General features: G+C 50.4%; 3 protein-coding genes, 9 tRNA genes and 6 rRNA genes. All 18 read right to left on the bottom strand.

Features of this window, described 5'->3' with window-relative positions; translation table 11 throughout:
• Positions 1-12: 12 nt before the first annotated feature.
• The 18 genes from ctsR to dusB all read right to left on the bottom strand — a co-directional run bounded on the left by ctsR (position 13) and on the right by dusB (position 14,269).
• Positions 13-477, bottom strand: coding sequence for a transcriptional regulator CtsR (gene ctsR, locus G4O42_RS00565; protein ID WP_003156396.1), 465 nt, complete (start codon positions 475-477; stop codon positions 13-15).
• Between the two features lie 226 nt (positions 478-703).
• Positions 704-819, bottom strand: a 5S ribosomal RNA gene (gene rrf, locus G4O42_RS00560).
• 50 nt (positions 820-869) lie between these two features.
• Positions 870-3,799 (bottom strand): 23S ribosomal RNA (locus tag G4O42_RS00555).
• A gap of 175 nt (positions 3,800-3,974) precedes the next feature.
• A 16S ribosomal RNA gene (locus tag G4O42_RS00550) occupies positions 3,975-5,524 on the bottom strand.
• Between the two features lie 165 nt (positions 5,525-5,689).
• Positions 5,690-5,765: transfer RNA gene (locus tag G4O42_RS00545), tRNA-Ala, on the bottom strand.
• A gap of 4 nt (positions 5,766-5,769) precedes the next feature.
• Positions 5,770-5,846, bottom strand: a tRNA-Pro gene (locus G4O42_RS00540).
• Between the two features lie 16 nt (positions 5,847-5,862).
• Positions 5,863-5,939, bottom strand: a tRNA-Arg gene (locus tag G4O42_RS00535).
• 10 nt (positions 5,940-5,949) lie between these two features.
• A tRNA-Leu gene (locus tag G4O42_RS00530) sits at positions 5,950-6,035 on the bottom strand.
• 14 nt (positions 6,036-6,049) lie between these two features.
• Positions 6,050-6,124 (bottom strand) — tRNA-Gly (locus G4O42_RS00525).
• Between the two features lie 24 nt (positions 6,125-6,148).
• Positions 6,149-6,230 (bottom strand) — tRNA-Leu (locus G4O42_RS00520).
• Between the two features lie 6 nt (positions 6,231-6,236).
• A tRNA-Lys gene (locus G4O42_RS00515) sits at positions 6,237-6,312 on the bottom strand.
• A gap of 36 nt (positions 6,313-6,348) precedes the next feature.
• A tRNA-Thr gene (locus G4O42_RS00510) sits at positions 6,349-6,424 on the bottom strand.
• Between the two features lie 5 nt (positions 6,425-6,429).
• Positions 6,430-6,505, bottom strand: a tRNA-Val gene (locus G4O42_RS00505).
• A 23-nt stretch (positions 6,506-6,528) separates the two neighbouring features.
• Positions 6,529-6,644, bottom strand: a 5S ribosomal RNA gene (gene rrf, locus G4O42_RS00500).
• A 50-nt stretch (positions 6,645-6,694) separates the two neighbouring features.
• A 23S ribosomal RNA gene (locus G4O42_RS00495) occupies positions 6,695-9,624 on the bottom strand.
• 175 nt (positions 9,625-9,799) lie between these two features.
• Positions 9,800-11,349 (bottom strand): 16S ribosomal RNA (locus tag G4O42_RS00490).
• The 16S, 23S and 5S rRNA genes sit together here with 9 tRNA genes alongside, the layout of an rRNA operon.
• A 329-nt stretch (positions 11,350-11,678) precedes the next feature.
• The gene (lysS, locus tag G4O42_RS00485; RefSeq protein ID WP_032872208.1) at positions 11,679-13,178 is read right to left on the bottom strand and encodes a lysine--tRNA ligase; all 1,500 of its coding nucleotides are present in this window, start codon (positions 13,176-13,178) and stop codon (positions 11,679-11,681) included.
• Positions 13,179-13,267: 89 nt separating this feature from the next.
• Positions 13,268-14,269 carry a tRNA dihydrouridine synthase DusB gene (dusB, locus tag G4O42_RS00480; RefSeq protein ID WP_007409948.1) on the bottom strand — a complete coding sequence of 334 codons (1,002 nt, stop codon included), beginning with the start codon at positions 14,267-14,269 and terminating at the stop codon, positions 13,268-13,270.
• Positions 14,270-14,278: the final 9 nt, after the last annotated feature.

Below are 14,278 nucleotides of genomic sequence, written 5' to 3'. Positions count from 1 at the left end.
CTTTTCACCCGCTTACTTTAGTTTTAAAGATGTGAGCATTGCTTTCATCATTCTGGCTCTTAGTTCATCCCGTTCGGGCAAATCAATATATAGAACTGAACGATCCATTACACTCACCATCATTTTAGCTTCTCTTTCCGAAATAACTCCGTCCTCTAACAGTCTGAGAATAATGTCATCAGAGGCTGCCTGGGACAAGTGGGTATGAATCTGCGAAATAATATTATTAATGAGGACGACTTCGTTATTCATTTTAATTTTGATAATACGAATATAACCGCCGCCTCCCCGTTTACTTTCAACAATATATCCTCTTTCACTTGTAAATCTGGTGTTGATGACATAATTTATTTGGGAAGGAACACATTGAAATTTATCAGCAATTTCACTGCGTTTGATCTCTAAAATTTCTTTGCCATTTTGATCTAATACTTGTTTCAAGTACTGTTCAATGATGTCAGAAATATTATGTCCCACTCAACCCCCTCCTTTATTGACTTTGACTATATTTGACTTTAACCTTACTATAAGGTGTTTCGCGAAATTTTTCAACTGTATCGCTCTATCTCTATTATTTCCACTTTGCACAAGCATAAAACCTGCTTTTGCAAAAAGGCATATCGTTACGTTTCTCATATTATATAATGTATGCAGAAAAACACAAAAAAGGCAACTCATGATGAGCTGCCTTTACCATAATATAGCTTGGCGGCGTCCTACTCTCACAGGGGGAAACCCCCGACTACCATCGGCGCTGAAGAGCTTAACTTCCGTGTTCGGCATGGGAACGGGTGTGACCTCTTCGCTATCGCCACCAAACCATTGAGAGTGTTCTCTCAAAACTAGATAACAGTAAGCATACATTCAAATTGGTTAAGTCCTCGATCGATTAGTATCTGTCAGCTCCATGTGTCGCCACACTTCCACCTCAGACCTATCAACCTGATCATCTTTCAGGGATCTTACTTCCTTGCGGAATGGGAAATCTCATCTTGAGGGGGGCTTCATGCTTAGATGCTTTCAGCACTTATCCCGTCCGCACATAGCTACCCAGCGATGCCCTTGGCAGAACAACTGGTACACCAGCGGTGCGTCCATCCCGGTCCTCTCGTACTAAGGACAGCTCCTCTCAAATTTCCTGCGCCCGCGACGGATAGGGACCGAACTGTCTCACGACGTTCTGAACCCAGCTCGCGTACCGCTTTAATGGGCGAACAGCCCAACCCTTGGGACCGACTACAGCCCCAGGATGCGATGAGCCGACATCGAGGTGCCAAACCTCCCCGTCGATGTGGACTCTTGGGGGAGATAAGCCTGTTATCCCCGGGGTAGCTTTTATCCGTTGAGCGATGGCCCTTCCATGCGGAACCACCGGATCACTAAGCCCGACTTTCGTCCCTGCTCGACTTGTAGGTCTCGCAGTCAAGCTCCCTTGTGCCTTTACACTCTGCGAATGATTTCCAACCATTCTGAGGGAACCTTTGGGCGCCTCCGTTACCTTTTAGGAGGCGACCGCCCCAGTCAAACTGCCCACCTGACACTGTCTCCCCGCCCGATAAGGGCGGCGGGTTAGAAGGTCAATACAGCCAGGGTAGTATCCCACCGATGCCTCCACCGAAGCTGGCGCTCCGGTTTCCAAGGCTCCTACCTATCCTGTACAAGCTGTACCAACATTCAATATCAGGCTGCAGTAAAGCTCCACGGGGTCTTTCCGTCCTGTCGCGGGTAACCTGCATCTTCACAGGTACTATAATTTCACCGAGTCTCTCGTTGAGACAGTGCCCAGATCGTTGCGCCTTTCGTGCGGGTCGGAACTTACCCGACAAGGAATTTCGCTACCTTAGGACCGTTATAGTTACGGCCGCCGTTTACTGGGGCTTCAATTCGCACCTTCGCTTACGCTAAGCGCTCCTCTTAACCTTCCAGCACCGGGCAGGCGTCAGCCCCTATACTTCGCCTTACGGCTTCGCAGAGACCTGTGTTTTTGCTAAACAGTCGCCTGGGCCTATTCACTGCGGCTCTCTCGGGCTTGCACCCTAACAGAGCACCCCTTCTCCCGAAGTTACGGGGTCATTTTGCCGAGTTCCTTAACGAGAGTTCTCTCGATCACCTTAGGATTCTCTCCTCGCCTACCTGTGTCGGTTTGCGGTACGGGCACCTCTCACCTCGCTAGAGGCTTTTCTTGGCAGTGTGGAATCAGGAACTTCGCTACTATAATTCGCTCGCCATCACAGCTCAGCCTTCACGGGAAACGGATTTGCCTATTTCCCAGCCTAACTGCTTGGACGCGGATATCCAATACCGCGCTTACCCTATCCTCCTGCGTCCCCCCATTGCTCAAATGGTGAGGAGGTGGTACAGGAATATCAACCTGTTATCCATCGCCTACGCCTTTCGGCCTCGGCTTAGGTCCCGACTAACCCTGAGCGGACGAGCCTTCCTCAGGAAACCTTAGGCATTCGGTGGAGGGGATTCTCACCCCTCTTTCGCTACTCATACCGGCATTCTCACTTCTAAGCGCTCCACAAGTCCTTCCGGTCTTGCTTCACAGCCCTTAGAACGCTCTCCTACCACTGTTCGAAGAACAGTCCGCAGCTTCGGTGATACGTTTAGCCCCGGTACATTTTCGGCGCAGAGTCACTCGACCAGTGAGCTATTACGCACTCTTTAAATGGTGGCTGCTTCTAAGCCAACATCCTGGTTGTCTAAGCAACTCCACATCCTTTTCCACTTAACGTATACTTTGGGACCTTAGCTGGCGGTCTGGGCTGTTTCCCTTTCGACTACGGATCTTATCACTCGCAGTCTGACTCCCAAGGATAAGTCATCGGCATTCGGAGTTTGACTGAATTCGGTAACCCGGTAGGGGCCCCTAGTCCAATCAGTGCTCTACCTCCGAGACTCTTACCTTGAGGCTAGCCCTAAAGCTATTTCGGAGAGAACCAGCTATCTCCAGGTTCGATTGGCATTTCACCCCTACCCACACCTCATCCCCGCACTTTTCAACGTGCGTGGGTTCGGGCCTCCATTCAGTGTTACCTGAACTTCACCCTGGACATGGGTAGATCACCTGGTTTCGGGTCTACGACCACGTACTCAATTCGCCCTATTCAGACTCGCTTTCGCTGCGGCTCCGCATCTTCTGCTTAACCTTGCACGGGATCGTAACTCGCCGGTTCATTCTACAAAAGGCACGCCATCACCCGTTAACGGGCTCTGACTACTTGTAGGCACACGGTTTCAGGATCTCTTTCACTCCCCTTCCGGGGTGCTTTTCACCTTTCCCTCACGGTACTGGTTCACTATCGGTCACTAGGGAGTATTTAGCCTTGGGAGATGGTCCTCCCGGATTCCGACGGAATTTCACGTGTTCCGCCGTACTCAGGATCCACTCAGGAGAGAACGAAGTTTTGACTACAGGGCTGTTACCTTCTATGGCGGGCCTTTCCAGACCTCTTCATCTACCTCGTTCCTTTGTAACTCCGTACAGAGTGTCCTACAACCCCAAGAGGCAAGCCTCTTGGTTTGGGCTGGTCCCGTTTCGCTCGCCGCTACTCAGGGAATCGCATTTGCTTTCTCTTCCTCCGGGTACTTAGATGTTTCAGTTCCCCGGGTCTGCCTTCTCATATCCTATGTATTCAGATATGGATACCACTCCATTACGAGTGGTGGGTTTCCCCATTCGGAAATCTCCGGATCAAAGCTTGCTTACAGCTCCCCGAAGCATATCGGTGTTCGTCCCGTCCTTCATCGGCTCCTAGTGCCAAGGCATCCACCGTGCGCCCTTTCTAACTTAACCGTTAAAAAGAATCACTACGTGATATCTTGCATTACTAATTGAATGTGAATTACTTCTGTTATCTAGTTTTCAAAGAACAACATCTCGAAGAATCGAATGATCCTTCAAAACTAAACAAGACAGGGAACGTTCTGTTTATAAGACCAAAGGTCTTATATTCCGTTAAAATCCTTAGAAAGGAGGTGATCCAGCCGCACCTTCCGATACGGCTACCTTGTTACGACTTCACCCCAATCATCTGTCCCACCTTCGGCGGCTGGCTCCTAAAAGGTTACCTCACCGACTTCGGGTGTTACAAACTCTCGTGGTGTGACGGGCGGTGTGTACAAGGCCCGGGAACGTATTCACCGCGGCATGCTGATCCGCGATTACTAGCGATTCCAGCTTCACGCAGTCGAGTTGCAGACTGCGATCCGAACTGAGAACAGATTTGTGGGATTGGCTTAACCTCGCGGTTTCGCTGCCCTTTGTTCTGTCCATTGTAGCACGTGTGTAGCCCAGGTCATAAGGGGCATGATGATTTGACGTCATCCCCACCTTCCTCCGGTTTGTCACCGGCAGTCACCTTAGAGTGCCCAACTGAATGCTGGCAACTAAGATCAAGGGTTGCGCTCGTTGCGGGACTTAACCCAACATCTCACGACACGAGCTGACGACAACCATGCACCACCTGTCACTCTGCCCCCGAAGGGGACGTCCTATCTCTAGGATTGTCAGAGGATGTCAAGACCTGGTAAGGTTCTTCGCGTTGCTTCGAATTAAACCACATGCTCCACCGCTTGTGCGGGCCCCCGTCAATTCCTTTGAGTTTCAGTCTTGCGACCGTACTCCCCAGGCGGAGTGCTTAATGCGTTAGCTGCAGCACTAAGGGGCGGAAACCCCCTAACACTTAGCACTCATCGTTTACGGCGTGGACTACCAGGGTATCTAATCCTGTTCGCTCCCCACGCTTTCGCTCCTCAGCGTCAGTTACAGACCAGAGAGTCGCCTTCGCCACTGGTGTTCCTCCACATCTCTACGCATTTCACCGCTACACGTGGAATTCCACTCTCCTCTTCTGCACTCAAGTTCCCCAGTTTCCAATGACCCTCCCCGGTTGAGCCGGGGGCTTTCACATCAGACTTAAGAAACCGCCTGCGAGCCCTTTACGCCCAATAATTCCGGACAACGCTTGCCACCTACGTATTACCGCGGCTGCTGGCACGTAGTTAGCCGTGGCTTTCTGGTTAGGTACCGTCAAGGTGCCGCCCTATTTGAACGGCACTTGTTCTTCCCTAACAACAGAGCTTTACGATCCGAAAACCTTCATCACTCACGCGGCGTTGCTCCGTCAGACTTTCGTCCATTGCGGAAGATTCCCTACTGCTGCCTCCCGTAGGAGTCTGGGCCGTGTCTCAGTCCCAGTGTGGCCGATCACCCTCTCAGGTCGGCTACGCATCGTCGCCTTGGTGAGCCGTTACCTCACCAACTAGCTAATGCGCCGCGGGTCCATCTGTAAGTGGTAGCCGAAGCCACCTTTTATGTCTGAACCATGCGGTTCAGACAACCATCCGGTATTAGCCCCGGTTTCCCGGAGTTATCCCAGTCTTACAGGCAGGTTACCCACGTGTTACTCACCCGTCCGCCGCTAACATCAGGGAGCAAGCTCCCATCTGTCCGCTCGACTTGCATGTATTAGGCACGCCGCCAGCGTTCGTCCTGAGCCAGGATCAAACTCTCCGATAAAGTGTTTGACTGACTACGCACATCGCTGTGCGATTTATTTAAAACTTTGAATTAACAGGTACGTTTTGTCTTGTTTAGTTTTCAAAGATCATTTTGTTCACTTTCCCAAGCAACTTTTTAATTATATAATAAGTTTCTCTTAAAGTCAACATGTTTTTTTATAAATGGTGGAGCCTAGCGGGATCGAACCGCTGACCTCCTGCGTGCAAAGCAGGCGCTCTCCCAGCTGAGCTAAGGCCCCGAAGTGGTCGGGAAGACAGGATTCGAACCTGCGACCCCATGGTCCCAAACCATGTGCTCTACCAAGCTGAGCTACTTCCCGATTTTTAAAAATATTATGGCGCGCCCGAGAGGAGTCGAACCCCTAACCTTTTGATCCGTAGTCAAACGCTCTATCCAATTGAGCTACGGGCGCATAACAATAATGCCGAGGGCCGGACTTGAACCGGCACGGTAGTCACCTACCGCAGGATTTTAAGTCCTGTGTGTCTGCCAATTCCACCACCCCGGCGTGGATGGTATAGTTGGAGCGGAAGACGGGATTCGAACCCGCGACCCCCACCTTGGCAAGGTGGTGTTCTACCACTGAACTACTTCCGCATACAGGATCACTATCCTGTATAATGCGGGTGAAGGGACTTGAACCCCCACGTCATAAGACACTAGATCCTAAGTCTAGCGCGTCTGCCAATTCCGCCACACCCGCGTAACATGGTGAGCCATGAAGGACTCGAACCTTCGACCCTCTGATTAAAAGTCAGATGCTCTACCAACTGAGCTAATGGCTCTTTTTAAAAGACTTATGTTATTATCTTGTCCAAAAATGGTGCCGGCCAGAGGACTTGAACCCCCAACCTACTGATTACAAGTCAGTTGCTCTACCAATTGAGCTAGGCCGGCAAATATGGTGGAGGATGACGGGCTCGAACCGCCGACCCTCTGCTTGTAAGGCAGATGCTCTCCCAGCTGAGCTAATCCTCCATATATTACACTTGCGTGTAATGGCTTGGCGGCGTCCTACTCTCACAGGGGGAAACCCCCGACTACCATCGGCGCTGAAGAGCTTAACTTCCGTGTTCGGCATGGGAACGGGTGTGACCTCTTCGCTATCGCCACCAAACCATTGAGAGTGTTCTCTCAAAACTAGATAACAGTAAGCATACATTCAAATTGGTTAAGTCCTCGATCGATTAGTATCTGTCAGCTCCATGTGTCGCCACACTTCCACCTCAGACCTATCAACCTGATCATCTTTCAGGGATCTTACTTCCTTGCGGAATGGGAAATCTCATCTTGAGGGGGGCTTCATGCTTAGATGCTTTCAGCACTTATCCCGTCCGCACATAGCTACCCAGCGATGCCCTTGGCAGAACAACTGGTACACCAGCGGTGCGTCCATCCCGGTCCTCTCGTACTAAGGACAGCTCCTCTCAAATTTCCTGCGCCCGCGACGGATAGGGACCGAACTGTCTCACGACGTTCTGAACCCAGCTCGCGTACCGCTTTAATGGGCGAACAGCCCAACCCTTGGGACCGACTACAGCCCCAGGATGCGATGAGCCGACATCGAGGTGCCAAACCTCCCCGTCGATGTGGACTCTTGGGGGAGATAAGCCTGTTATCCCCGGGGTAGCTTTTATCCGTTGAGCGATGGCCCTTCCATGCGGAACCACCGGATCACTAAGCCCGACTTTCGTCCCTGCTCGACTTGTAGGTCTCGCAGTCAAGCTCCCTTGTGCCTTTACACTCTGCGAATGATTTCCAACCATTCTGAGGGAACCTTTGGGCGCCTCCGTTACCTTTTAGGAGGCGACCGCCCCAGTCAAACTGCCCACCTGACACTGTCTCCCCGCCCGATAAGGGCGGCGGGTTAGAAGGTCAATACAGCCAGGGTAGTATCCCACCGATGCCTCCACCGAAGCTGGCGCTCCGGTTTCCAAGGCTCCTACCTATCCTGTACAAGCTGTACCAACATTCAATATCAGGCTGCAGTAAAGCTCCACGGGGTCTTTCCGTCCTGTCGCGGGTAACCTGCATCTTCACAGGTACTATAATTTCACCGAGTCTCTCGTTGAGACAGTGCCCAGATCGTTGCGCCTTTCGTGCGGGTCGGAACTTACCCGACAAGGAATTTCGCTACCTTAGGACCGTTATAGTTACGGCCGCCGTTTACTGGGGCTTCAATTCGCACCTTCGCTTACGCTAAGCGCTCCTCTTAACCTTCCAGCACCGGGCAGGCGTCAGCCCCTATACTTCGCCTTACGGCTTCGCAGAGACCTGTGTTTTTGCTAAACAGTCGCCTGGGCCTATTCACTGCGGCTCTCTCGGGCTTGCACCCTAACAGAGCACCCCTTCTCCCGAAGTTACGGGGTCATTTTGCCGAGTTCCTTAACGAGAGTTCTCTCGATCACCTTAGGATTCTCTCCTCGCCTACCTGTGTCGGTTTGCGGTACGGGCACCTCTCACCTCGCTAGAGGCTTTTCTTGGCAGTGTGGAATCAGGAACTTCGCTACTATAATTCGCTCGCCATCACAGCTCAGCCTTCACGGGAAACGGATTTGCCTATTTCCCAGCCTAACTGCTTGGACGCGGATATCCAATACCGCGCTTACCCTATCCTCCTGCGTCCCCCCATTGCTCAAATGGTGAGGAGGTGGTACAGGAATATCAACCTGTTATCCATCGCCTACGCCTTTCGGCCTCGGCTTAGGTCCCGACTAACCCTGAGCGGACGAGCCTTCCTCAGGAAACCTTAGGCATTCGGTGGAGGGGATTCTCACCCCTCTTTCGCTACTCATACCGGCATTCTCACTTCTAAGCGCTCCACAAGTCCTTCCGGTCTTGCTTCACAGCCCTTAGAACGCTCTCCTACCACTGTTCGAAGAACAGTCCGCAGCTTCGGTGATACGTTTAGCCCCGGTACATTTTCGGCGCAGAGTCACTCGACCAGTGAGCTATTACGCACTCTTTAAATGGTGGCTGCTTCTAAGCCAACATCCTGGTTGTCTAAGCAACTCCACATCCTTTTCCACTTAACGTATACTTTGGGACCTTAGCTGGCGGTCTGGGCTGTTTCCCTTTCGACTACGGATCTTATCACTCGCAGTCTGACTCCCAAGGATAAGTCATCGGCATTCGGAGTTTGACTGAATTCGGTAACCCGGTAGGGGCCCCTAGTCCAATCAGTGCTCTACCTCCGAGACTCTTACCTTGAGGCTAGCCCTAAAGCTATTTCGGAGAGAACCAGCTATCTCCAGGTTCGATTGGCATTTCACCCCTACCCACACCTCATCCCCGCACTTTTCAACGTGCGTGGGTTCGGGCCTCCATTCAGTGTTACCTGAACTTCACCCTGGACATGGGTAGATCACCTGGTTTCGGGTCTACGACCACGTACTCAATTCGCCCTATTCAGACTCGCTTTCGCTGCGGCTCCGCATCTTCTGCTTAACCTTGCACGGGATCGTAACTCGCCGGTTCATTCTACAAAAGGCACGCCATCACCCGTTAACGGGCTCTGACTACTTGTAGGCACACGGTTTCAGGATCTCTTTCACTCCCCTTCCGGGGTGCTTTTCACCTTTCCCTCACGGTACTGGTTCACTATCGGTCACTAGGGAGTATTTAGCCTTGGGAGATGGTCCTCCCGGATTCCGACGGAATTTCACGTGTTCCGCCGTACTCAGGATCCACTCAGGAGAGAACGAAGTTTTGACTACAGGGCTGTTACCTTCTATGGCGGGCCTTTCCAGACCTCTTCATCTACCTCGTTCCTTTGTAACTCCGTACAGAGTGTCCTACAACCCCAAGAGGCAAGCCTCTTGGTTTGGGCTGGTCCCGTTTCGCTCGCCGCTACTCAGGGAATCGCATTTGCTTTCTCTTCCTCCGGGTACTTAGATGTTTCAGTTCCCCGGGTCTGCCTTCTCATATCCTATGTATTCAGATATGGATACCACTCCATTACGAGTGGTGGGTTTCCCCATTCGGAAATCTCCGGATCAAAGCTTGCTTACAGCTCCCCGAAGCATATCGGTGTTCGTCCCGTCCTTCATCGGCTCCTAGTGCCAAGGCATCCACCGTGCGCCCTTTCTAACTTAACCGTTAAAAAGAATCACTACGTGATATCTTGCATTACTAATTGAATGTGAATTACTTCTGTTATCTAGTTTTCAAAGAACAACATCTCGAAGAATCGAATGATCCTTCAAAACTAAACAAGACAGGGAACGTTCTGTTTATAAGACCAAAGGTCTTATATTCCGTTAAAATCCTTAGAAAGGAGGTGATCCAGCCGCACCTTCCGATACGGCTACCTTGTTACGACTTCACCCCAATCATCTGTCCCACCTTCGGCGGCTGGCTCCTAAAAGGTTACCTCACCGACTTCGGGTGTTACAAACTCTCGTGGTGTGACGGGCGGTGTGTACAAGGCCCGGGAACGTATTCACCGCGGCATGCTGATCCGCGATTACTAGCGATTCCAGCTTCACGCAGTCGAGTTGCAGACTGCGATCCGAACTGAGAACAGATTTGTGGGATTGGCTTAACCTCGCGGTTTCGCTGCCCTTTGTTCTGTCCATTGTAGCACGTGTGTAGCCCAGGTCATAAGGGGCATGATGATTTGACGTCATCCCCACCTTCCTCCGGTTTGTCACCGGCAGTCACCTTAGAGTGCCCAACTGAATGCTGGCAACTAAGATCAAGGGTTGCGCTCGTTGCGGGACTTAACCCAACATCTCACGACACGAGCTGACGACAACCATGCACCACCTGTCACTCTGCCCCCGAAGGGGACGTCCTATCTCTAGGATTGTCAGAGGATGTCAAGACCTGGTAAGGTTCTTCGCGTTGCTTCGAATTAAACCACATGCTCCACCGCTTGTGCGGGCCCCCGTCAATTCCTTTGAGTTTCAGTCTTGCGACCGTACTCCCCAGGCGGAGTGCTTAATGCGTTAGCTGCAGCACTAAGGGGCGGAAACCCCCTAACACTTAGCACTCATCGTTTACGGCGTGGACTACCAGGGTATCTAATCCTGTTCGCTCCCCACGCTTTCGCTCCTCAGCGTCAGTTACAGACCAGAGAGTCGCCTTCGCCACTGGTGTTCCTCCACATCTCTACGCATTTCACCGCTACACGTGGAATTCCACTCTCCTCTTCTGCACTCAAGTTCCCCAGTTTCCAATGACCCTCCCCGGTTGAGCCGGGGGCTTTCACATCAGACTTAAGAAACCGCCTGCGAGCCCTTTACGCCCAATAATTCCGGACAACGCTTGCCACCTACGTATTACCGCGGCTGCTGGCACGTAGTTAGCCGTGGCTTTCTGGTTAGGTACCGTCAAGGTGCCGCCCTATTTGAACGGCACTTGTTCTTCCCTAACAACAGAGCTTTACGATCCGAAAACCTTCATCACTCACGCGGCGTTGCTCCGTCAGACTTTCGTCCATTGCGGAAGATTCCCTACTGCTGCCTCCCGTAGGAGTCTGGGCCGTGTCTCAGTCCCAGTGTGGCCGATCACCCTCTCAGGTCGGCTACGCATCGTCGCCTTGGTGAGCCGTTACCTCACCAACTAGCTAATGCGCCGCGGGTCCATCTGTAAGTGGTAGCGGAAGCCACCTTTTATGTCTGAATCATGCGGTTCAAACAACCATCCGGTATTAGCCCCGGTTTCCCGGAGTTATCCCAGTCTTACAGGCAGGTTACCCACGTGTTACTCACCCGTCCGCCGCTAACATCAGGGAGCAAGCTCCCATCTGTCCGCTCGACTTGCATGTATTAGGCACGCCGCCAGCGTTCGTCCTGAGCCAGGATCAAACTCTCCGATAAAGTAGTTTGACTGACTACGCACATCGCTGTGCGATTTATTTAAAACTTTGAATTAACAGGTACGTTTTGTCTTGTTTAGTTTTCAAAGATCATTTTGTCTTTCGTTCAAGCGACTTTATTATTTTATCTTATCAATCTCTTGAAGTCAATAACTTTTTAAATTTCTTTTTTTTCGTCAGCGCCTTGTTTAGCGGCAACGAATAATAATATACCACCTCGCAAATAATAGTGCAATAGTTTTTCAAAAGAAAATCAAAAAAGTTTTATGAGCGGCTTGTTTCTAAAAAAGCGCCGTACTGCGATAAGCAGAAACGGCGCCTTCCCTTTTATTAGCGTTGTCTCATTTGAGGGAATAATAAAACGTCTCTGATAGACGGAGCATTTGTTAACAGCATGACAAGGCGGTCGATACCGATACCCAATCCCCCGGTCGGCGGCATGCCGTATTCAAGAGCTTCAACGAAGTCTTCATCCATCATATGCGCTTCATCGTTTCCTTCTTCTCTTTCTTTTAATTGCGCTTCAAAGCGTTCCCTCTGGTCAATAGGGTCATTCAGCTCCGTAAACGCATTAGCGTGCTCACGGCCGACGATAAACAGCTCAAAACGGTCTGTAAAGCGAGGGTCCTCCGGATTTTTCTTAGCAAGAGGAGAAATCTCTACAGGGTGGCCGTAAATAAATGTAGGCTGAATGAGTGTTTCTTCAATTTTTTGTTCGAAGAATTCATTGATGATATGACCTACCGTCATTGAATTTGTGATCTCGATACCATGCTCTTTTGCATGACCGCGCGCTTCTTCAACAGTCATCTCATTCCAGAAATCTACACCTGTCGCTTCTTTGACCGCATCTACCATGTGGAGTCGTTTCCATTCAGGTTTCAGATCAATCTGCTCTTCTCCGTACTGGATTGTGGTGCTTCCAAGCACTTCCTGCGCAATATGTGCTACGAGGTTTTCCGTAAGACTCATAATATCTTTATAATCGGCGTACGCTTCATACAGCTCGATCATCGTGAATTCAGGGTTATGGCGTGTAGAAACACCTTCATTACGGAACACACGGCCGATTTCGTAGACTTTTTCCAATCCGCCGACAATCAGGCGTTTTAGGTGCAGTTCAATCGCAATACGCATATAAAGAGGCATGTCGAGCGCGTTATGGTGCGTGATGAACGGGCGTGCAGACGCTCCTCCCGGTATGCTGTGCATCGTAGGTGTTTCAACTTCTAAGTATCCATGGTCATCTAAGTATCTTCTCATCGCTTGGATGATTTTGCTGCGTGTGATAAACGTTTGTTTGCTGTCAGGGTTTACGATGAGATCGAGATAGCGCTGGCGGTAACGCTGTTCAACGTCTTTTAACCCATGATATTTATCAGGAAGAGGACGCAGTGCTTTTGTCAGCAGTTCAAAAGATGTCGCTTTGACAGAAAGCTCGCCTACGTTTGTTTTGAAAACTTTCCCCGTGATGCCGATAACGTCTCCCAGGTCTGAAGATTTAAAGATTTCATATTGTTCTTCGCCGACACTGTCTTTTCTTACGTAAATTTGAATTTGACCTTCTAAGTCCTGCAGATGCGCAAAGCCGGCTTTCCCTTTTCCGCGCTTTGTCATCATACGGCCTGCAATGGTCACTTCGATCGCTTTTTCTTCCAGTTCTTCTTTAGAAAGATCCTGGTAGGCGTCAATGATCTGTTGAGATTGATGCGTTCTCTCGAAACGTTCGCCGAAAGGGTCAATGCCGTTTTCTCTCAGCTGGTTCATTTTATCTCGTCTGACTTGCAGCTGGTCGTTCAATTCCTCATGATTTTGCTCTTCTTGACTCATTGGTATCACTCCGTTACATTTTGTTTTCACGAAAAAGCAGAAAAACTGCCAGCGGCAAGCTGGCAGTGAGCAGCAATAGAGGGTGTATATTAACCTACTTTTGCATCTTGAAGCTCTTTTGCCTCTGCTTCGGCGGTAAATGCATCTAAAAGCTGCACAACTTCTTCACGCGTCTCACATTGGTTAATTTCGTTGCGTACATTCGCATTGCCTCTGACACCTTTCAGATACCAGGCAGCGTGTTTTCTCATTTCTCTGACTGCCACATTTTCGCCTTTTAACTTAATCAGGCGATCTAAGTGCAGTTTGCATACCGACATTTTTTCACGGACTTTCGGTTCGTCTTTTAACTCACCGGTTTCAAGGTAGTGCACCGTACGGTAAATCATCCACGGGTTGCCGAGTGCGGCCCGGCCGATCATGACGCCGTCAACTCCTGTTTCCTCAAGCATGCGTTTCGCGTCCTGAGGCGTTTTGACATCCCCGTTTCCGATGACGGGAATGGAGACGGATTGCTTCACTTCTTTAATGATATCCCAGTTCGCAGTGCCTTCATACATTTGCACTCTTGTGCGGCCGTGCAGGGCAACGGCTTTTCCGCCGGCACGTTCAACGGCTTGGGCATTTTTCACTGCATAAATGTGCTCTTCATCCCAACCCATTCTCATCTTCACTGTAACCGGCTTATCAACAGCATCTACTACTGCGGATACCATTTCATAAATCTTATCAGGATCGAGTAGCCATTTGGCGCCCGCATCGCATTTTGTAATCTTGGGTACGGGACAACCCATGTTAATATCAATAATATCAGCAGTCGTGTTTTGATCTACAAACTTCGCCGCTTCCACAAGGGTTTCCTTTTTTCCTCCAAAAATCTGAAGGCTGAGCGGTTTTTCACGTTCATCAATGTAAAGCATCCCCATTGTTCTTGCGTTGTTGTAAAGAATCGCTTTGTCACTGACCATTTCAGCGCATACCAATCCGGCTCCGAATTCCTTTACAGTCAATCTGAACGCTGAGTTGCAGACACCGGCCATAGGGGCAAGCACGACCCGGTTTTTCAATTGAATATCACCGATTTTAAACATTTTTCCCCT

Origin of the sequence: Bacillus sp. LUNF1 (assembly GCF_011008975.1) — a bacterium.
Lineage (GTDB): Bacteria > Bacillota > Bacilli > Bacillales > Bacillaceae > Bacillus > Bacillus velezensis.
The sequence above is the reverse complement of the archived record's forward strand: the minus strand, read 5'-3'. Positions and strand labels throughout refer to the sequence as shown.

Excerpts from the sequence above, each read along its gene's own strand:
- lysS (WP_032872208.1), bottom strand. The coding sequence starts at position 13,178 with ATGAGTCAAGAAGAGCAAAATCATGAGGAATTGAACGACCAGCTGCAA.
- dusB (WP_007409948.1), bottom strand. The coding sequence starts at position 14,269 with ATGTTTAAAATCGGTGATATTCAATTGAAAAACCGGGTCGTGCTTGCC.